The organism is Streptomyces sp. NPDC001219 (assembly GCF_053597915.1).
In genome coordinates, this window is the sequence record NZ_JBSFJF010000023.1 from 101,925 (window position 1) to 121,242 (window position 19,318).

A 19,318-nucleotide genomic window follows, 5' to 3' on the forward strand; every position below is an offset into this window, starting at 1 on the left:
CATGACCAAGAAGGCCAAGAACTTCAAGAAGTCCAAGGGCGGCCTGTACCTGTCGATCGGCAGCACCGCGTTCGGCGCCCTCAGCGTCGCCAAGCAGGCCAAGCTGGCCCGTCAGGAGAACGACACGCTCCGCCTGATCGACGCCGCCGTTTCGGCCGCGGCGATCGTCACCGGCCTGGCGATCCTCTACCGCGAACTGAAGCGCCTGGGCGACGACGACGTCCTGCTGGGCTGAGAGGGAAAGTTTCACCGTGACTGTCACTGACCTGGTGTCGTACGAGGACGCCCTCGCGACGTACGACCCCGTCATGGGCCTTGAGGTCCATGTCGAGCTCGGCACCAAGACCAAGATGTTCTGCGGGTGTTCCACCACCCTGGGCGCGGATGCCAATGCGCAGACCTGCCCCACCTGCCTGGGTCTGCCCGGCTCGCTGCCCGTCGTCAACGCGATCGGCGTCGAGTCCGCGATCAAGATCGGCCTGGCGCTGAACTGCTCCATCGCCGAGTGGTGCCGCTTCGCCCGGAAGAACTACTTCTATCCGGACATGCCGAAGAACTTCCAGACCTCCCAGTACGACGAGCCGATCGCCTTCGACGGCTATCTCGACGTGCAGCTGGAGGACGGGGAGATCTTCCGGGTGCACATCGAGCGCGCCCACATGGAGGAGGACACCGGCAAGTCCACCCACATCGGTGGTGCCACCGGCCGTATCCACGGCGCCCGGCACTCCCTGCTGGACTACAACCGCGCCGGTATCCCGCTCATCGAGATCGTCACCAAGCCCATCGAGGGCGCGGGCGAGCGGGCCCCCGAGGTCGCCAAGGCGTACGTCGCCGAGCTGCGCGAACTCATCAAGGCGCTCGGCGTCTCCGAGGCCCGCATGGAGCAGGGCCAGATGCGCTGCGACGTGAACCTCTCGCTGCGCCCCAACGGCACCGAGACCTTCGGTACGCGCTCGGAGACCAAGAACGTCAACTCCCTGCGCTCCGTGGAGCGTGCGGCCCGGTTCGAGATCCAGCGGCACGCCGCGGTGCTCTCCTCCGGCGGCACGATCGTCCAGGAGACCCGGCACTTCCACGAGGAGGACGGCTCCACCACGGCCGGCCGCATCAAGGACAACGCCGAGGACTACCGCTACTTCCCCGAGCCGGACCTGGTGCCGGTGGCCCCCTCCCGTGAGTGGGTCGAGGAACTGCGGGCTGCGCTCCCCGAGCTGCCGCGGGTGCGCCGCAACCGGCTGCGCGAGGAGTGGGGCATCTCCGAGCACGACATGCAGTCGATCCTCAACGCGGGCGCGGTCGACCTGATCACCGCCACCGTCGACGCCGGTGCGGACTCCGCCTCGGCCCGTAAGTGGTGGATGGGCGAGCTGGCCCGCCGCGCCAACGAGGACGGCGTGGACCTGGCCGCCCTGCCGATCACCCCCGAGCAGGTCGCCCGGGTGACCGCGCTGGTCGCCGACGGCTCCCTCAACGACAAGCTGGCCCGCCAGACCATCGAGGGCGTGCTGGCCGGCGAGGGCGACCCGGACACCGTCGTCGAGAAGCGCGGCCTGAAGGTCGTCTCCGACGAGGGCGCCCTGGGCACCGCCGTCGACGAGGCGATCGCCGCCAACGCCGCCATCGCCGACAAGATCCGCGGCGGCAAGGTCGCCGCGGCCGGCGCCCTGGTCGGCGCGGTCATGAAGGCCACCCGGGGCCAGGCGGACGCGGCCCGCGTGCGCGAGCTGATCCTGGAGAAGCTGGGCGTCGAAGGCTGACGCGCTGATTCCTGTGCACGAGCCGAGCGGCCGTCCTTCTGCGGAGGGGCGGCCGCTTCGTCGTGCAGCGGCGGGCGGTCCGCCCTGCCGTCAGGGGGCGAACAGCCAGCTGCCGCCGAAGACCGCTGCGAGCACGCCCATGCCGGCGGTGAGCGTCATCCAGGGCCGCGCACGGCGCCAGCCCACCACGGCGAGCACGGCGCAGCAGAGCAGCACCGGACTCAGTACGAAGACCAAGGCCGGGGCCCCGCCCTTCACGATGCCGATCACGGCGGGCACGGTGACGAACAGGGCGAGCCCGGAGATTCCCAGCGCGATACGGCGCGGATAGTCGTCCCTGATCAGCATGGCTCTCCTCGGTCCCCCTCGGTTCCTCTCAGTGCCCCAGCCGTTCCAGTGCGGCGAGTGGATAGCGTTCGCCGGCGACGGCGCCGTCGGGCACTGCTGCGCGGAGCCGTTCCGTCTGCTCGCGGCTCAGGGCGATCCCGGCCGCCGACGCGTTCTCGTCCAGGTAGGCGCGGCGTTTGGTGCCGGGGATCGGGACGATGTCCTCGCCCTGGGCGAGCAGCCAGGCGAGGACGGCCTGTGCCGGGGTGCAGCCGAAGGACTCGGCGGTGGTCCGTACGGCCCGGACGAGGCGGAGGTTGCGGTCGATGTTCTCCTCGGCGAACCGCGGCCACCGGCGCCGGGCGTCCTCGGCGGTCAGATCGTCCCGTGCGGCGAGCGCGCCGGTCAGCATCCCGCGGCCGAGCGGCGAGTACGCCACGATGCCGATGCCGAGTTCCCGGCAGGTCGCCCGCATCTCGCCCTCCACGACCTCGCGGGTGAAGAGGGAGTACTCCAACTGCACGGCGCTGATGGGGTGGACGGCATGCGCCCGGCGCAGCGTCTGCGGGCTGACCTCGCTGAGGCCGAGGTGGCGTACGGCACCGGCGGCGACGAGCTCGGCCATCGCACCGACCGTCTCCTCGATGGGGACGGCCGGATCACGGCGGTGCATGTAGTACAGGTCGATGTGGTCCGTACCGAGGCGGCGCAGCGAGGCGTGGCAGGCCTCGCGCACCCAGGCGGCGGAGGTGTCGACCTCGTTCACCCGCCCCGTGGCGGCGTCGTGCCGCAGCCCGAACTTGGTGGCGAGGACGAGTCGGTCCCGCGGCGATCCCGTACGGCTGTGCAGCCAGCGGCCGAGGAACTCCTCGTTGGCGCCCCGCCCGTAGGCGTCCGCGGTGTCGAGCAGCGTGACGCCGAGTTCGACGGCGCGGTCGAGCGTACGGAGCGATTCGGCGTCGTCCGGGACGCCGTACGAGGTGGACATCCCCATACAGCCGAGGCCGAGGGGGGAGACGGTGGGGCCGTGGGTGCCGAGCCGGCGGACCTTCATCGTCACGTCTGAGCCCGTCAGTTGGCGATGTCAGACAGGAACACGGACCAGGCGGCGGCGCTCAGGGTGAGTATCGGGCCGCCGGGGTTCTTGGAGTCGCGGATGTGTATGGCGGAGGGACAGGCGGCGACTTCCAGGCAGTTGCCGCCTTCGCTGCCGCTGTGGGCCGACTTGCGCCAGTCGTAGGCGACCTCGATGCAGTTGCCCCCTGCACTGCCGCTGTAGCTCGACTTGAACCAGTTAAGACCGCGAGAGAAGTGCTGGGCTGCTGTGCCGGTCATGACTCTCCTAGCAAGTCGTCCAGCAGGCTCATCGTCTCCTCGGGGGTGAGGGCCTGCGACCGCAGCATCCCATATACCTGTTGATACACGCTGACCTTATCCGGGTCGTCGACTAGGAAGCTGATCCGTTGGGTTTCGATGTAGGCGAGGTGCTCGTGATCGGGTGTCTCCAGCAGGACCAGTGGGCCGTCCAGCGAGGCATGGGTGTGTCGAGCCGTCGGCATGATCTGGAGCCTCAGGAAAGGGAGTTCGGCGCATGAGCGGAGATGGCGGAGCTGGGCGCGCAGGATCTCGGGGCCGCCGATCGGCCGGTGGAGCACTACCTCTTCCAGGATGAAGTTGAGCATGGGCAGAGGCTTTTTGCGCTCCAGCAGTTTCTGTCGGCTGATGCGTCCTGAAACCCATTCCTCGGCCTGCTCCTCGTCCAGGGGTGGGTAGAGCGAATCGAAGGTTGCCCGTACGTAGGGCTCAATCTGCAAAAGCCCCGGCACCACCTGGTTCTGATGCGCTACCGGCGTGAGCGCCGATCCGTCCCGCTGGCAAGGGAGTTCGCCCGCCACGCGCTCGCCGACTGGGACCTGGAGAGCCGGGCGGACGCCGTTCTGCTCTGCGTCAGCGAGCTGGCGACCAATGCCCTGCTGCACGGTGTGCCGCCGGGGCGTGAGTACCGGCTGTGTCTGTCGCTGTACGAGGACGGGCTGCTGCGTGCCGAGGTGCACGACAGCGGGGGCGGTGAGCCGCGGGTTCCGGTGCGGGGTGGCGGGGTGGAAGAGGAGTGCGGGCGGGGGCTGTTCCTGGTGTCCGCGCTCGCGGACAAGTGGGGGGGCGGGGAGCGTGATCCGGGCAAGGTCGTGTGGTGTGAGTGGTGGCCGGAGTTCCGGGGCGGTGCGCGGTGACCGGACGCGGGCGCCCGGTGCGGGTCAGTGGCAGTGCATGGTGGCGGCGACCTTGGTCAGGACGGCGCGTTTGACCGCCGCGTACTGCGCGTCCGAACCCGTGGCTATGACGTGCACATAGCGGCTGCCCGGCCCCTTGGCGCAGTCCAGTGCCGTGGCCGCGTCGCGGTCAAAACGGAGGTCCTTGCCTGTCAGCTTCAGTGGCCCTGCGGACGGCACCTGCACACGGGCCTGGACGCCGGTCGGCGAGAACGCGTCCAGGGTCGCCCGGTCGCGCAGCACGAGCGCCGAGAACAGTCCCAGGTCGAGCGCGCCATCGCCCTCCTCCAGGGCGGAGCACCTGCTGACCGGGTCGTCGGTGAAGCCGCCGAACTGGCGGACCGGCCCCTCGGCCCACTTCCGTACGGTCCCGGCGTCCGCCACGCCGCAGGGCGTCTCGTCGCGGGAGAGGTGCACGGGCTCCGGCGTGGGCCAGTCGAAGCTCCGGGGAACGGGGAAGGGCCTGCCGCCGCACCGGGATATCCGGGCGTTGCCGACGGCGAGCAGGCTTCTGGCGGCGAAGGTCGAGGCGGCGCGCTGATCCGCCCCCGCGCTGGGGACGTTGATGTGCGCCAGCTTGTTGCGGCACTGGGGGAGGCGGAGCCAGCCGTCGACCCGGTTGCGGTTCGGCTTGATCATCCCGGGCAGGCCGTGGTGGAGCGGGACGGTGCCGAGGCCCCACCACAGGTGCGCCTTGAGCGGGGTCCTCATGACGGTGGCGTCGAGCCGCCAGTCGCCCCGCTGCACCGTGCAGTCCGGGTCGCCCCACCGGTCCTTCGTCTCCGTGACCTCCCAGGGGGCGTCGCCGGGTGGTGCCGCCCTCGTCAGCAGCGAGCGGTCGAGGGAGTTCCAGCACGCCCGGTCCGGCAGCGCGCCGCTCCAGGGCCAGGCGCCGTTCACCGTGGCCCAGGCGGCGAGCAGCAGCCCGGCCGTGGCCAGGGCGACCGCCGGCCAGAACCGCTTGAGGTGTGGTGTGCGGCGTCCCGTGTCCGCCGGATGTTCGACTTCCCCCATGCCATTGAACCTAAGAGGCGCTCCTTCGACGCCGCAACCGCCTGTGGATAACGCGGAGTTGTCATCCCGCTGCCTATCGCCGACCACTGGCGTCCACTACTGTCCCGGTCGCACCCGGTGCAATGGGCTGAGGCCAGACCATTGCGCGGTCCGTGGTTGTCGTGACTGTCGACTGGGAGGTCGGGCGTGGCACCGGAGGTATCTCGCAGACGGGTACTGGGAGTTGGCGCGGCAGCGGCGGGCGCGGCGGTGGCCGGGTCGCTGCTGCCGCCGTCGCTGCAACAGGCGCTGGCGGACGACGCGGCACGGCCGGCGCGGGGCGGCGGGCTCGGGGACATCCGGCACGTCGTCGTGCTGATGCAGGAGAACCGCTCCTTCGACCACTACTTCGGGACGCTGCGCGGGGTGCGCGGCTACGCCGACCGCAACGCGATCGAGCTGCCCGGCGGCCGGAGCGTCTACGAGCAGCCGGGGCTGCTGGGCCTCGGGACCGTGCTGCCCTTCCCGGTGCGCGGGGCGGCCGCCGCGCAGAAGAAGGACCTGCAGTACATCGGCGCGCTGGACCACAGCTGGTTCGGCGGGGCGGTCGCGTGGAACCGCGGCTGGATGAACGGCTGGGTCACCGCCAAGACCGCCGCCACCATGGCCCACTACGACCGGCAGGACATCCCGCTGCACCACGAACTCGCGGACACCTTCACCGTCTGCGACGCCTACCACTCCTCGATCCACTCCTCCACCAGCCCCAACCGCAACCACCTGGTGAGCGGCTGGACGGGCTACGAACCCAACGGGAAGCGGGCGGTGGGCAACGACGCCTACGAGGAGGACACCCACCCCGGCTACACCTGGACCACCTACGCCGAGCGGCTGGAGAAGGCCGGCCGCAGCTGGCGGGTCTACCAGGAGTGGGACAACTTCACCGACAACAACCTGGAGTTCCACGCGCGCTTCAAGGCGGTCGCGAGGAAGGCCCTGGCCAAGGTGGACGGGGTGCGGGCCATGACCGCCTACTACACGAAGGTGGCGGGCGCCGACGAGGCCGGGCGCACCCGGCTGGCGGGGCTCCTGGAGGAGGGCGTCAAGGGGCTGGACCGCGCGGAGCGCAGCCTGTTCGAGCGGGCGCTGCGGCGGGGTGAGCCGGACACCACGGCGACCGTGTTCGCCGCTGACGTGGCGCACGGCAGGCTGCCCGAGGTGTCGTACCTCGTGCCGTCCGCCGCGGACTCCGAGCACCCCGGCTCGTCCTCACCGGCCGAGAGCGCCACCATCGTCTACAAGGTGCTCGACGCGCTCGGCCGCAACCCGGAGGTCTGGCGGCACACCGCGCTCTTCCTGACCTACGACGAGAACGACGGGTTCTTCGACCATGTGCCGCCCCCGGTGCCGCCCGCCGGGACCGACGGGGAGTTCTGGGACGGCAGGCCGACCGGTCTGGGCATCCGGGTCCCGATGATCGTCATCTCCCCGTGGACGGTCGGCGGCTACGTCTGCTCCCAGGTCTTCGACCACACCTCGGTCACCCGCTTCCTGGAGCGCTGGACGGGGATCGCGGAACCCCAGATCAGCGCCTGGCGGCGCACCGTCTGCGGCGATCTGACCGCCGCCTTCGACTTCTCCCGCGGGCGCCGGCAGCCGTCGGTGCGGCGGCCCGGCGCGGTACCGGAGTTCAGCGGGCGCTGGGCGCCGCTGCCGCCGCTCCGGCAGGCACTGCCGCGGCAGGAGCCGGGCAGCCGCCCGGCCCGGGCGCTCCCGTACCAGCCGGACGCCGACGGCGGCTTCGACCCGGGCGCCGCGGTCTTCCGGATGGCCGTCCGCAACACCGGCGAGGCCTCGGCCCATCTGGCGCTCTATCCGTACGCGAAGGAATTCGGGGCGCCGCAGCACCGGGACGTACAGGGGAAGGCGCGGTGGGATGTACCGGTGAAGGACGGTACGTACCGCTTCACGGTGACCGGCCCGAACGGCTTCCGGCGGGAGTTCGCCGGTACCGGGCGGGGCGCGGCCGCGGCCGTCACCCTGGGCACGCGGATCGACGCCGGGCGGCAGGAACTCCATCTGACCCTCACCAACCCCGGCCGCACCGACCTGACGTTCACCCTCGCGCCGCTGGCCTATACGGACACCGCGCCGCGCACGGTGACGGTGAAGGCCGGCGGCAGCCGCACCGTCGCCCATCCCGCCGCGGCCGCGCATGGTTGGTACGACCTCGCCCTCACGGTCACCGAGGACAGGTCCTTCCGCCGCCGTCTCATGGGGCATGTGGAGAACGGCGAGGAGTCGGTCACCGGCTGAGAGGCGGTGTACGGGGGCGCGGCCCGGAGGAGGGGACGGCGGCGAGTTCCCCTTCCCGTTTTTTGTGGGGAAGCCCACAAAGGGGGTCAAAGGATCTTTTCCGGCTGACACCCTGCCCCGGAGAGGCGGACCGTACGCTTCCGCTTCGGGGTGTGCGGCGGTCCGCCCCGCCCCCGTACATCCGCGCTCGGCACCGCCCGTCCCCGGGAGATATCGACGCCCAACCCGGGAAGCAGACGAGGTCCGTGACCGCTCTGGCTCGGTGGTGTCTCAGGCGCCGCATCGTGGTGATCGTGCTCTGGCTCGCCGCCTTCGCGGGTGTCGCCGTCGCCGCCGGGTTCACGGGGGCCGCGTACTCGAACAACTACGAGGTACCCGGGACCGAGTCCGGGCAGGCGAGCGCCCGTATGGCGAAGGCCTTCCCGGACCGCTCCGGGGACGGCGACACCCTCGTGTGGCACACCGGCTCCGGAACGGTGCGCTCCGCCGCCGTCGAGAAGACGATGCGGCACACCCTCAAGAGGGTCGCCGGCCTGCCCGGAGTCTCCGAGGTGCAGAGCCCCTACGGGACCCGCGGCGACCGCGGCGGCGCGCGGCAGATCAGCGAGGACGGGCACACCGCCTACGCCTCGGTGCTCTTCGACCGGCGCATCGACGAGCTGGACGTCGCCCAGGTCCGCAAGGTCGTCGACACCGCGCAGGCCGCCGCCCGTCCGGGCCTCCAGGTCGAAATGGGCGGCGCCGGCATCGCGCTGACCGAGGCACCGCGCGCCCAGCTCCCGGAGATCATCGGGCTCTGCGCCGCGGCCGTGGTGCTCTTCCTCGCCTTCGGCTCGCTCGCCGCGACCTTCCTGCCGATCATCACCGCGCTCGCCGCCGTCGGCACCGCCTCGGCCGGGATCACCCTGCTCAGCCACGCCATGACCGTCGCCGACTTCGCCCCGATGCTCGGCATGCTGATCGGGCTCGGCGTGGGCATCGACTACGCGCTGTTCATCGTCACCCGGCACCGCAAGGGCCTGCGGGCGGGCCTGCCGGTCGAGGAGGCCGCCACCCGGGCCCTCGCGGTGTCCGGGCGCGCGGTGGTCCTCGCCGGTGCCACGGTCTGTATCGCGCTGCTGGGCATGCTGATCCTGCGGCTGAGCTTCCTCAACGGAGTCGCCCTCGCGGCCTCCCTCACCGTCGTCCTGACCGTGGCCGCCGCCGTGACCCTGCTGCCGGCGCTGCTCGGGCTGATCGGGACGCGGGCGCTGAGCCGCCGCGAGCGCCGCCGGCTGGCCGAGCACGGACCGCGGTCCGAGCGGCCCACCGGAATAGCCGCCCGCTGGTCCGGCTTCGTCGAGCGGCACCCGAAACTGCTGGGCACCGTCGCGGCCGCCGTCATGCTCGCCCTCGCCCTGCCGACCTTCGGACTGCAACTGGGCACCTCCGACCAGGGCAACAACCCGGCCACGTCGACCACCCGCAAGGCCTACGACCTGCTCGCGGGCGACGGCCCCGGCCAGGGGAGCGGCTTCGGCCCCGGCTTCAACGGGCCGCTGACCCTCGTCGGCACCCTCGACGGCGCCAAGGACCGGGTCGCGTTCGGGAAGCTGCCGCACCGGCTGCGCGAGACGCCGGGGGTCGCGCAGGTCAGCGGGCCGGAGTTCGGCGGCGGGCGCGGCACCGGCGTGATCACCGTCGTACCGGACAGTTCCCCGCAGTCCCGGCAGACCTCCGAGCTGGTGGAACGGCTGCGGACGGAGGTGCTGCCGGCGAGCGAGCGCGGGACCACCCTCCAGGTACGGGTCGGCGGGATCACCGCGAGCTACGACGACTTCGCCTCGGTCATCGTCGGCAAACTGCCGCTCTTCATCGGCGTCGTGATCGCCCTGGGGTCGGTCCTGCTGCTGCTCGCCTTCCGCAGCGTCGGCATCCCGCTCAAGGCCGCCCTGATGAACGTCGCCGCCGTCGCCTCGTCCTTCGGGATCGTGGTCGCGGTCTTCCAGTGGGGCTGGGGCAGCGAACTCCTGGGCCTGGGCAGCGCGGGCCCGGTCGAACCCTTCCTGCCGGTGATCATGGTGTCGGTGCTCTTCGGGCTGTCCATGGACTACCAGGTGTTCCTGGTCTCCCGGATGTACGAGGAGTGGCAGCTGACCCACGACAACCGCCGGTCGGTACGCGTCGGTCTCGCCGAGACCAGCCGCGTGATCAACTCGGCGGCGGTCATCATGATCGCGGTGTTCGGGGCCTTCGTCCTCAGCGGCGACCGGACCATCGCGATGTTCGGCATCGGCCTGGCCAGCGCCGTCGCCCTGGACGCCTTCGTCCTCCGTACGCTGCTGGTTCCCGCCCTGATGCACCTGCTGGGCGGCGCCAACTGGTGGCTGCCGTCCTGGCTCGACCGGTGGCTGCCCCGGATCAGCATCGAGCCGCCGCCGGAACCGGGCGGGGTACGGCTGCCCGGCCCTCAGGACGGCGAGAAGCCGCTGGTGAGTGCGTAGGAAGTGGTCCCGGCGCGGGCCCCGCGGCCGGTGTGCCGCCGCCCGCCGGCCGCTCCCCGGCGCCGTTCTCATCCGACTCTCAGACGCGGCGCCTACGGTCGCGCCCATGGGTACCAGGACGACCGAGAAGCGAACCGACGACGAGAAGGCCGTGCCGGAGCAGACCGCCACGGACACCGCCGCGATTCCGGAGGCCACCGAGGCCGAGGCGGCCGGCAAGGCCGCCGCCAAGGCCGACGAGCAGACCGATGACAACGCCGCCCTCGCCGCGCAGGACGAGGCCGGAGACCTCGGCGCGGACGACGCCGCCGACGAGCTTGGCGGCCCGGACACCGCCTCCGCGACGTCCTCCGGGGTCGCCGCCGGCGCCGGTGCCGTCGTGGCCGCGGGGCTCGGCCTCGCGTCCGTCAGCGGCACCTGGCTCGGCACGACGCTGGCCGAGCGCGCCAACCTGATGGGCCAGATCAAGCTCCAGTCGGGCAAGGCCAGTGACCAGATCGCCGCCGTCTACGGCGCCTCCTGGCACACCAACGCCCTGGTCAACGGCGTCTTCGCGCTCCTCGCCGTGATCGCCGCCACCGTGGTGCTGACCAGCCGGCGCGCCACCTGGGTCCGGGCCGTCGCCTGGGGCGGACTGGCGCTGGGCGTGCTGGGCGTACTGATCTCCGCGGGCATGTACCTCGACCTGTTCGGCAGCATGCCGACCGTGCCCAAGGCCCCGGCGGGGGGACCCACCGCTCCGTAGCGCGGCGAAACCGACATCCGCTGAAGACCCACCGGTCCGCCCGGTGGGTCTTTGGCGTTGGCGGGGGAGCGCTGGCCTGCCGTGCCCGCTCCGGGGGCGGAACCGGCAGCAGTCACCCCGCGCGGCACACACGAATTCCGAAAGTTGATTGAGCCTGCGGCGTCACCCTTCTAACATGGGTAACTACCCTGTGTAGATCATTAGTTGGCCGAAAGGCCGCTAGTCGGCTGATGAGGTGAGATCCGCGAACAACTCAGTCGAACCCTCCTCCTTCCCGGACGATGCCGGAGCGGACTACTTCATCCGCGAGTACCGCACCGCCGTGAACCCCGCCCGGCGCGACCTCCTGGAGAACAAGCCGCCACTGCTCCTCCTCAGCACGTCGACGGACGCCCCGGAGTCCCACACCCACCGGGTCCTCGAAGCGCTGCGCTGGGCACTCGGACCCGAGTACAAGCGCGTTCCGCACACGGTGCTGTACGCCGAGGGCGACGTGCCCCTGCTCACCGTCCAGGCGGGCACGGGCCTCGAATTCGACATCCCCCGGCGCTCGACCCCGGACCGCTTCCCCAACTTCCGGCTGATGGCGGATGTCGTCGCCCAGATACAGGAGAGCCGTCCGGGCGGCGGCGGCCTGGGGGCGCGGAAGTTACGCGACCACGTCTACCGCCAGCGGGCCGAACGGGGCGGCCTCCCCGGCCTGTTGTGGCACATGGGCGGCACGGACACCGCGCCCATCGGCGGGGTGTACGGCTTCTTCGTCGGACTCGTATGGCACTCCCTCACCCGGACCCTGCCCCGGTGGATCTGGGCCCGTCGGCAGAACCGCCGGCTCGTCAGGTCCAAGCGGAGCGGCTGGCTCGGCACACACCTCAACGCGACCGCCGGCGGGGCGCCGGTGTTCGAACTCCTCGACCAGGTAGGGGCCCGCCAGGCGCCCCGGCTCGGCCTGGAACCCGACCACCCCCGGCACAAGGAGGGCCTCGCGGCCCTCGAACTCCTGCTGCTGCGCGCCCTGCTGGAGGACCTGCGCAAACCCGCCGTCGGGCGGCTGCTGCCCAAGCGCCGCCGCCGGGTGGCCCGCCCCGTGCTGCTGGTGGAGATTCCGCCGGAGGGCGCCCCGGGGGCCGACGCGGCGGAGCGGTTCCTGCACGCGTTTCACACCCTGCAGGCCGGGCTGGACGGGCCCGGACCGCTCGTCATCGCGGTCGGCCACCCCTCCGGCTCCCTGCAGGCCGATCTGGGCGTGGAACGCACCAATCTCCGCCGGGCCAGCAGCCTGCTCCACTCCAGCAACCGGCGGCCGGTCGTGGTGCCCCTGGAGGACGAACCCTTCGAGCGCCCGGGGCTGCAGATTCCCCCGGTGCAGCCGCGGAAGTTCACCATGGGCTGGCGCGCCGTGACCGCCGTCGAACTGGCCGCGCTGACCACGGTCCTGGTGGGCGGCGCCCTCGCACCCGTCTTCTGGGAAACGCCGCCGGACACCCGGTGCGTGGGCGGGGACCGGCCGGCCGCGTCCGGCAGCCAGACCGAGCGCGTCGAGGTCAGGCCGAAGCAGTGGTACCAGGATGCGCTGAACCGGATCGACAAGCAGAACGAGGAGGCCGAGAAGTACGCCAAGGGCCGCGCGGTGCGCACCGTCGTGCTCTTCGAGTCGACCGCCCCGACGAGTGCCGAGGACACCATCTTCGACGGGGCCATCCCCGAACTGCGCGGGGTCGCCATGTGGCAGAAGCGGCTGATAGAGGACGCCGCTTCGGACGCCTCCCGGGTGCCGCTGCGGGTGGACGTGCGGAAGGCCGGTGCGGGCTTCCGCGAAGCCGTCCCCGCCGTGCGTGACCTCATCCAGGACGTCAAGCGGGAGAACTCCGGAGAGGCGTACGAGCAGATCGTCGGCGTCCTGGGCTTCGCGCAGAGCACGAAGGAGACCCAGGAGGCCGTGAAGGAACTGGGTGGCATCGGCATGCCGGTGGTCGGCACCACCGCGACGGCGGACGAGATGCAACAGAGCGATTCCTACTGGCCCTTCACTCCGGCCAACAGCACGGAGGCAAACATCGAGGCCGCCTTCGCCGCCCGTTCCCCCCTCGTGGCGAAGCCGGGGCAGGCGGACCCGCACGCGCCGGTGGAATGCGTTCCCGCCGGGCACGCGGTGATCGTACGGACCCCCGACGACCTCTACAGCGAGAGCCTCGCCGAGAGGTTCCAGCAGGCCTTCAAGGGGGGTGAGACGGTCATCAGCTTCCGCCAGGACTCCCAGCCCTTCGCCACACAAGCGGGCACGCAGAAGGCGACCACGGCCGACCAGCTCGTCGGCCAGGTGTGCCAGGCCCTGAAGGCCGAACCGGACACCGCCGTCTACTGGACCGCGCGGGCCAAGGACTTCACGGCCTTCGTCAGGGCCATGGACACCAACGGGACCTGCATCGAGAACGACCTCACCGTGCTCGGCGGCAATGAGCTGACGAATGTGGCGCTCACCGGCCAGTACGCCGACAAGGACTGGCTCCGGCTGTACCACTCCGCGCACCGCCTCCCCGAAGGGGACGACCGCGCCAGCGCGAAGACCAAGGAGTTCGTGCGCCAGTACAACGGGCAGTATCCGCAGGACCCCTGGAGCCAGGACGGGCACTCCGCGGTCTCCTACGACGCGTTCCACGTCCTGTCCCGGGCCGTGGACGGCGCGGGCAGCACCGTGCGGCGGGAATCCGTGCTGACCGCCCTGAGAAACAACATCACCTTCGACGGTGCCACCGGGGTCGTCAGCTTCTCCGAGTTCAGCAGTGGCCCCCCGAAGCGGAAGACCCTGGTGATCCTCCGGCAGTCGGCCGGCGAGCCCGAAGCGGTGGTCGCCTGCGGGGCGTACAGCCTGACGGCACCGAAGCGGCAGGATTCGCCCTGCCCCGACTGAGCCCCACCGCACCCGTTCTCCGGGGTCCCTACGCCCCCCGGCCCCCCTTCCTAGGCACCCCTGAGTCCGCCGGCCCCCGTTCCTAAGGACCGTACGGACACGAAGATCGGGCACCCTCCCGATGTGGCGGACCCCCCTTGGCGACGAGTCTGGAGCCACTCGACAGAACGTCGGGTCAGCACCTCACCACCGTCAGGGGAGACACCATGTTCCACTCCGAGCTGGAGATCCGGGTCCGTCACGAAGAGCTGCGCCGCGAGGCCGACCGGCGGCGTCTGGTGCGCCAGGCGAGCGAGGCCGACGGCACCGGGCACCGTGGCGCCGCCCGCTCCGGGGACGACGAACCCGAAGGGCGGGTGAGCGCGTGGGGCCGGCGGGCGCGGGTACGCCGCGCCACCGCCTGACCGCGAGGTTCCGGTGCCCCACCGCTCACCGGCCCCGCGACCGGCCCGACCGCCGCACGCCCGGCCCCAGGTGCTCACCGCACCAGGCCGGGCGTTCCGCGTCCCGGTCACGCCCTTCCCCGTACCGAAGCCCCCTGCCGGACTGTCAGAGCCCTGTGCGATGCTCGGCGGCGTGGAGACCAGGTCCGTCAGTCCCGTGTTCGTCGGCCGCGCGGCCGAACTCTCCGTATTGGGGGACGCACTCGACCGCATCGCGGTGTCCGGCGAGCCCCAGGCCCTGCTGATCGGGGGTGAGGCAGGGGTCGGAAAGACCCGTCTCATCGAGGAGTTCGGTGAGGCCGCCCGCGCCCGCGGCGCGCTCGTCGCGCTCGGCGGCTGCATCGAGATCGGCTCCGAAGGCCTGCCCTTCGCCCCGTTCTCCGCGATCCTGCACACCCTCAACTGGCATCTGCGCGACGAACTGGCCGTCGCCGTCGCCGGCCAGGAGGGCGAACTCGCCCGCATCCTGCCCGAATTGGGGGAGACGCCCGGCGAGGTGCACGACGAGGAGACCGGCCGCGCCCGCCTCTTCGAGCTGACCGCGCGCCTCCTGGAGCGGCTCGCCGCGCACCGCACCCTCGTCCTCGTCATCGAGGACCTCCACTGGGCCGACCGCTCCACCCGCGAGCTGCTCGCCTACCTCCTGAGGGCGCTGCACGACGCCGGCGTCCTCCTGGTGGCGACCTACCGCTCCGACGACATCCACCGCCGCCACCCGCTGCGCCCCTTCCTCGCCGAGATCGACCGGATGCGCACGGTCCGGCGCGTGGAGCTGGCCCGCTTCAACCGCGACGAGGTCCGCTCCCAGCTCGCCGGGATCAACGGCAGCGCCCCCGAGGAGGGCACCGTCGACCGCGTCTACAAGCGCTCCGAGGGCAACGCCTTCTTCGTCGAGGAACTGGCCCGCGGCCTCGCCGACGGCTGTCTGCACGGCCTCAGCGACCCCCTGCGCGACCTGCTGCTGGTGCGTGTCGAGGCGCTGCCCGAGGACGCCCAGCGGGTGGTCCGCACGGCCGCCGAGGGCGGCTCCACGGTCGAACACGAACTCCTCGCGGCCGTCTGCCGGATGCCCGAGGACGACCTCATCGAGGCGCTGCGGGCGGCCGTCGGCAGCAACACCCTGGTGCCCACCCAGGACGGAACGGGCTACCGCTTCCGGCACGCCCTCGCCCGCGAGGCGGTCGTCGACGACCTGCTGCCCGGCGAGCGCACCCGCCTCAACCGCCGCTACGCCCAGGCCCTGGAGGCCGACCCCGCCCTGGTGCGTGCCGAGGTCTGCGCCGCCCGCCTGGCCAGCTACTGGTACAAGGCCCATGACGCCGCCAAGGCGCTGCCCGCCGTCCTCGCCGCCTCCGTCCAGGCCCGCCGCCGCCATGCGTACGCCGAGCAGCTTCGGCTGCTGGACCGCGCCCTGGAGCTGTGGGACGACGCGCCCACCGAGGTCCGCCAGGGCGTGCGCCCGGTCGACTACGCCGAGGCGTATCCGGCCCGCGGCTGCCATGACGGCGACGCCCTGCGCTTCCTGGACCTGCTCGCCGAGATCGCGGTGGCCGCCCGGCTGTCCGGCGACACCGAACGGGCCTTCACGATCACCAAGCGCGCCCTGCGCTCGCTGCGCGACGAGAACGACCCTCCCCCAAACTCTCAACACGGTTCGAGCAGGGGGGACCCCCTACGCACGGCATGGTTCCGGGTGCAGCGCTCCCGGCTCTGCCAGGCCACCGGCCGCGGCAACGGCTGGGAGGACCTGGGCACCGCCCAGGAGCTGGTGCGCGGGCTGCCGCCGTCCTCCGTGCACGCCGAGGTGCTGGCCGCTGTGGCGAGCTGGTCGGTGCTGTACGAACCGGGACCGGGCACCTTCGCGACGGCCGAACGCGCCGTGGAACTGGCCCAGTTGGTGGGTGACGAAGGGGCCGAGCTCAACTCCCGGCTGACCCTCGCGGGGCTGCGGGTCGACGCCGGGGAGGTCGAGGAGGGCCTCGCCGACTTCCGTACCAGCCTGGACCGCGCCGTCGACCGTGGCTACTTCGGCGTCATCGGCCGCGGCCATGTCAACCTCCCCTCCGCGCTGGAAGGCGTCGGCCGCTCCCGCGAGGCCGTCGAGGTCACCGAGCGGGGCGTCGAACTCACCACCCGCTACGGCCTCAAGGACAGCACCAGCTGGGTGCTGGGCAACCGCGCCGAGTCCCTCCAGTCGCTGGGCCGCTGGGAGGAGGCCGACCGGGCCGTCGCCGACGCCGCCCGCCTCGCGCAGAACCCCAGCGCCGTCGCACTGGCCGCCAGCCGCCGCACCGCTCTCGCCCTGGACCGGGGCGACCTCGCCGCGGCCGAACGCGAACTGGCCGTCGCCCAGGAGTACTACGGCACCCACGCCCCGCAGCCGCAGCACGCCATCGTCATGGCGCGCCACGCCCTGCGCATCGCCGCCCGCCGGGGCCGCCTCCTCGACGCCCGGAGCATCCTCCAGCAGGCGCTGGACGCCGGTTTCCCGCCCGGTACCCAGCGCTACGGCTGGCCGCTGCTGTGGACCGCCGCCACCGCCGAGGCGGACGCCCGCGGACTGCCCGCCGCCGAGCCCGGCCGGGCCGCGGTCCTCGCCCGTATACGGGACGCCGCCAAGCGACTGCCGCAGCTCTGCCCGGTCTGGTCGGCGTACGGCCTCGCGGTCGACGCCGAACTCCGCCGAGCCGAGGGCCGCGAGACCCCCGACGCCTGGGCCGGGGCGGTCACCGCCTTCGAGCCCCTGGAGCGCCCGCACGAACTCGCCCGGGTCTGCTACCGCTGGGCCGAGTCACTCCTGCACGGCGGCGAGCGGGCCACCACCGGACTGCACGGCCGCACCCCGCGCGAGGCCGCCGTCCTCCTGCTCGCCCAGGCGCACACCGCCGCCGTGACGATGGGCGCCCGCCCCCTCGCCGACGAACTCGAACTCCTCGCCCAGCGGGGCCGCGTCCCCCTCCCGGGCCTGACCCCGGCCGGGTCGGCCGCCCCGGTCACCCCACCGGGCACGGCCCCCGGCAGCGCCGCTGCCGAGGCACCCGCCCCCGCCGAATCCCTCGGCCTGACCCCGCGCGAACGCGAGGTGCTGCGCCTGGTCGCCGACGGCCGCAGCAACCGCCAGATAGCCGACGCCCTGTTCATCTCCCCGAAGACCGCCAGCGTCCATGTCTCCAACATCCTCGCCAAGCTGGGCGTCTCCGGCCGCGGCGAGGCGGGCGCGGTGGCCCACCGCCTCCGCCTCTTCGGCGAGCCGACGCCCGGCTAGCGGGGGCTAGGACGGTTCCTGCTCCGGACCTTCGCGCCGAGGCGCCCCGGTCCGTGGTGGGGCCGTCCTGACGACGACGGTGCCCGAGGAGAGGTCGATCGGGCCCTTCCCGGGGTCGCCGTCGCCGACGTCATCGACGACGAGTGACATCTTCTGCCGTTCCTCGTCGGTGTGTTTGCGCCCCGGTGCGAACAGTTCCTCCGCGATGTTGAACATGGTGCCCTGCCCCCTTGTCGGTGTGAGCGCACCCGTCCCCCTGCCCCCGAGTGTAGGCAGGACACCCGAAAAGGGGATCTGCCGGATCAGCTCACCTTGAGGCGGAGAATCCGGTCATCGCCCTTGTGCGGTGTGCCCCTGCCGTCGGTGTTGCTGGTGACCAGCCACAACGTGCCGTCGCCGGCCGCCACGACGGTCCGCAGCCGTCCGTAGGTGCCCTTCAGGAAGGCCTGCGGCGCGGCCACCGGCTTCGTCCCGTCCAGCGGAATCCGCCACAGCCGTTCGCCGCGCAGCGAGGCCATCCAGACCGAGCCCTTGGCGTAGGCGATACCGCTGGGTGAGGCGTCCGCGGTCTTCCACTGCTCGACCGGGTCCACGAACCCGGGACCCTTCGACCCGCCCTTGGCCCGGCCCTCGGCCTCCGGCCAGCCGTAGTTCCTGCCCGGCTCGATGAGGTTGAGCTCGTCCCAGGTGTCCTGCCCGAACTCCGAGGCCCACAGCCGCTTGTCGCCGTCCCAGGCCAGCCCCTGCACATTGCGGTGGCCGTAGTCGTACACCACCGAGTCCGCCTCGGGGTTGCCGTGCGCCGGCTCGCCGTCCGGTGTCATCCGCAGGATCTTGCCCGCGGGGGAGTCCTTGTCCTGGGCCAGACCGGTGTCGCCGGTCTCGCCGGTGCCGGCGTAGAGCATCTTGTCCGGGCCGAACGCGATCCGGCCGCCGTTGTGGACCTGGCCCTTGGGGATGCCCTTGTAGAGCGTGTCGGGCGCGGCCAGCTGATCGCCCGGCGGGCGCTTCTCGTCGTAGGTCATGCGGGCGATGCGGTTGTCGGACGCGGTGGTGAAGTACGCGTACACCTGGTGGTCGGCGCCGAACGTCGAGGGGACCGCGATCCCCAGCAGCCCGCCCTCGCCCCCCGGGTCCACACCCGGCACCGACCCCACGTCGGTCTTCTTCCCGTCCTTCGCCGAGACCCGGACGATCTTCCCGGTGTCGCGGGAGGCGACCAGCAGATCCCCGTCCGGCAGCACCGCCACGCCCCACGGCGACGTCAGACCGGTGGTCAGCGTGCCGGCCACCTTCACCGAGCCCTTGGCGGGCGGCGCGTCCGACGGCGGGGTGGCGCCCGGTGAGGAGGCGGCGCCGGGGCTCTTCGACGGGGTGACGGAGCCGTCGCCCCGGGGCTGTGCGCCGGACGAGCAGCCCGCTGCCAGGAGCAGCGAAGCGGTGGCCAACACGGCGGTCTGGGAACGGCGTTGCACGGCTGGGGTCCTCTCGTCGGCAGGGCGTGGACAAGAACACCACATCGCGCGCCGCTGCGCCGCGCCCCACGCGTTCCGGAGCCACTCCCACCTGCCATGATCCGGCGCGGACGGCCGTCACGCGAGCGCGTGGCCCCTGTTGCCGGGGACCGGACAACACACCTAGGGGGTGTCGTTCGGATCATGGCGGGCTCGCGGGGTCTGGCACGCACGCTCGCCGCGTTGTCGTCACTCTTCCCCAAGCTCTCGGCTTCGCTCGAGCAGGGGAGGCCCCAACCGCTCCGCGTCGACTCCCTCCTCCGCCTTGCGATCGCACGCACCAGACCCCGC

The 19,318-nt window shown here is 72.1% G+C and carries 16 protein-coding genes; 9 read left to right on the forward strand and 7 right to left on the reverse strand.

Going from position 1 to position 19,318, the window contains the following annotated elements; genetic code table 11:
• The first annotated feature begins 1 nt into the window (after position 1).
• Complete coding sequence (locus ACWC9R_RS17615; protein ID WP_030087700.1) at positions 2–235, forward strand: hypothetical protein; 234 nt, start codon at positions 2–4, stop codon at positions 233–235.
• A gap of 16 nt (positions 236–251) precedes the next feature.
• A complete protein-coding gene (gatB, locus tag ACWC9R_RS17620) occupies positions 252–1,760 on the forward strand; it encodes an Asp-tRNA(Asn)/Glu-tRNA(Gln) amidotransferase subunit GatB (RefSeq protein WP_450732496.1) in 1,509 nt (502 codons plus the stop codon).
• 90 nt (positions 1,761–1,850) lie between these two features.
• Here gatB and ACWC9R_RS17625 read toward each other — a convergent pair whose 3' ends face one another.
• The 4 genes from ACWC9R_RS17625 to ACWC9R_RS17640 are packed head-to-tail and all read right to left on the reverse strand — an operon-like array spanning position 1,851 to position 3,916.
• A complete protein-coding gene (locus ACWC9R_RS17625; protein WP_450732498.1) occupies positions 1,851–2,108 on the reverse strand; it encodes a hypothetical protein in 258 nt (85 codons plus the stop codon).
• 28 nt (positions 2,109–2,136) lie between these two features.
• Positions 2,137–3,141 carry an aldo/keto reductase gene (locus ACWC9R_RS17630; protein ID WP_450732528.1) on the reverse strand — a complete coding sequence of 335 codons (1,005 nt, stop codon included), beginning with the start codon at positions 3,139–3,141 and terminating at the stop codon, positions 2,137–2,139.
• A gap of 17 nt (positions 3,142–3,158) precedes the next feature.
• Positions 3,159–3,422 carry a DUF397 domain-containing protein gene (locus tag ACWC9R_RS17635; protein ID WP_450732500.1) on the reverse strand — a complete coding sequence of 88 codons (264 nt, stop codon included), beginning with the start codon at positions 3,420–3,422 and terminating at the stop codon, positions 3,159–3,161.
• Positions 3,419–3,916, reverse strand: a complete 498-nt coding sequence (locus ACWC9R_RS17640) for a DUF5753 domain-containing protein (protein ID WP_450732501.1) — start codon at positions 3,914–3,916, stop codon at positions 3,419–3,421. Before ACWC9R_RS17640 ends, ACWC9R_RS17635 begins: the two co-directional genes overlap by 4 nt.
• 9 nt (positions 3,917–3,925) lie before the next feature.
• On the opposite strand from ACWC9R_RS17640, the gene ACWC9R_RS17645 reads away from it, so the two are divergent.
• A complete protein-coding gene (locus ACWC9R_RS17645) occupies positions 3,926–4,318 on the forward strand; it encodes an ATP-binding protein (protein WP_450732503.1) in 393 nt (130 codons plus the stop codon).
• A 24-nt stretch (positions 4,319–4,342) separates the two neighbouring features.
• Here ACWC9R_RS17645 and ACWC9R_RS17650 read toward each other — a convergent pair whose 3' ends face one another.
• Positions 4,343–5,371: a hypothetical protein gene (locus tag ACWC9R_RS17650; RefSeq protein WP_450732505.1), complete on the reverse strand. Its 1,029-nt coding sequence runs from the start codon at positions 5,369–5,371 to the stop codon at positions 4,343–4,345.
• A gap of 186 nt (positions 5,372–5,557) precedes the next feature.
• Here ACWC9R_RS17650 and ACWC9R_RS17655 point away from each other — a divergent pair, with 186 nt between their 5' ends.
• From ACWC9R_RS17655 to ACWC9R_RS17680, 6 genes are all read left to right on the forward strand, one after another.
• Complete coding sequence (locus ACWC9R_RS17655) at positions 5,558–7,666, forward strand: phosphocholine-specific phospholipase C (protein WP_450732507.1); 2,109 nt, start codon at positions 5,558–5,560, stop codon at positions 7,664–7,666.
• Positions 7,667–7,911: 245 nt separating this feature from the next.
• Positions 7,912–10,149, forward strand: coding sequence for an MMPL family transporter (locus tag ACWC9R_RS17660; RefSeq protein WP_450732509.1), 2,238 nt, complete (start codon positions 7,912–7,914; stop codon positions 10,147–10,149).
• A gap of 106 nt (positions 10,150–10,255) precedes the next feature.
• On the forward strand, positions 10,256–10,894 hold the full coding sequence (locus tag ACWC9R_RS17665; protein ID WP_450732511.1) for a hypothetical protein: 639 nt from the start codon (positions 10,256–10,258) through the stop codon (positions 10,892–10,894).
• Positions 10,895–11,129: 235 nt separating this feature from the next.
• Positions 11,130–13,805: an ABC transporter substrate-binding protein gene (locus ACWC9R_RS17670; protein ID WP_450732513.1), complete on the forward strand. Its 2,676-nt coding sequence runs from the start codon at positions 11,130–11,132 to the stop codon at positions 13,803–13,805.
• A 206-nt stretch (positions 13,806–14,011) separates the two neighbouring features.
• Entirely contained in the window at positions 14,012–14,209 is a 198-nt protein-coding gene (locus ACWC9R_RS17675; protein ID WP_450732515.1) for a hypothetical protein, read from the forward strand.
• 160 nt (positions 14,210–14,369) lie between these two features.
• Positions 14,370–17,513 (forward strand): helix-turn-helix transcriptional regulator, encoded by a 3,144-nt coding sequence (locus ACWC9R_RS17680; RefSeq protein WP_450732517.1) that lies wholly within the window; start codon positions 14,370–14,372, stop codon positions 17,511–17,513.
• Between the two features lie 6 nt (positions 17,514–17,519).
• Here ACWC9R_RS17680 and ACWC9R_RS17685 read toward each other — a convergent pair whose 3' ends face one another.
• Entirely contained in the window at positions 17,520–17,729 is a 210-nt protein-coding gene (locus ACWC9R_RS17685; protein WP_450732519.1) for a DUF6191 domain-containing protein, read from the reverse strand.
• 86 nt (positions 17,730–17,815) lie between these two features.
• Complete coding sequence (locus ACWC9R_RS17690) at positions 17,816–18,988, reverse strand: PQQ-dependent sugar dehydrogenase (RefSeq protein ID WP_450732521.1); 1,173 nt, start codon at positions 18,986–18,988, stop codon at positions 17,816–17,818.
• Between the last annotated feature and the right edge of the window lie 330 nt (positions 18,989–19,318).

Excerpts from the sequence above, each read along its gene's own strand:
- ACWC9R_RS17615 (WP_030087700.1), top strand. The coding sequence starts at position 2 with ATGACCAAGAAGGCCAAGAACTTCAAGAAGTCCAAGGGCGGCCTGTAC.
- ACWC9R_RS17625 (WP_450732498.1), bottom strand. The coding sequence starts at position 2,108 with ATGCTGATCAGGGACGACTATCCGCGCCGTATCGCGCTGGGAATCTCC.
- ACWC9R_RS17630 (WP_450732528.1), bottom strand. The coding sequence starts at position 3,141 with ATGAAGGTCCGCCGGCTCGGCACCCACGGCCCCACCGTCTCCCCCCTC.
- ACWC9R_RS17635 (WP_450732500.1), bottom strand. The coding sequence starts at position 3,422 with ATGACCGGCACAGCAGCCCAGCACTTCTCTCGCGGTCTTAACTGGTTC.
- ACWC9R_RS17645 (WP_450732503.1), top strand. The coding sequence starts at position 3,926 with ATGCGCTACCGGCGTGAGCGCCGATCCGTCCCGCTGGCAAGGGAGTTC.
- ACWC9R_RS17650 (WP_450732505.1), bottom strand. The coding sequence starts at position 5,371 with ATGGGGGAAGTCGAACATCCGGCGGACACGGGACGCCGCACACCACAC.
- ACWC9R_RS17665 (WP_450732511.1), top strand. The coding sequence starts at position 10,256 with ATGGGTACCAGGACGACCGAGAAGCGAACCGACGACGAGAAGGCCGTG.
- ACWC9R_RS17675 (WP_450732515.1), top strand. The coding sequence starts at position 14,012 with ATGTTCCACTCCGAGCTGGAGATCCGGGTCCGTCACGAAGAGCTGCGC.
- ACWC9R_RS17680 (WP_450732517.1), top strand. The coding sequence starts at position 14,370 with ATGCTCGGCGGCGTGGAGACCAGGTCCGTCAGTCCCGTGTTCGTCGGC.
- ACWC9R_RS17685 (WP_450732519.1), bottom strand. The coding sequence starts at position 17,729 with ATGTTCAACATCGCGGAGGAACTGTTCGCACCGGGGCGCAAACACACC.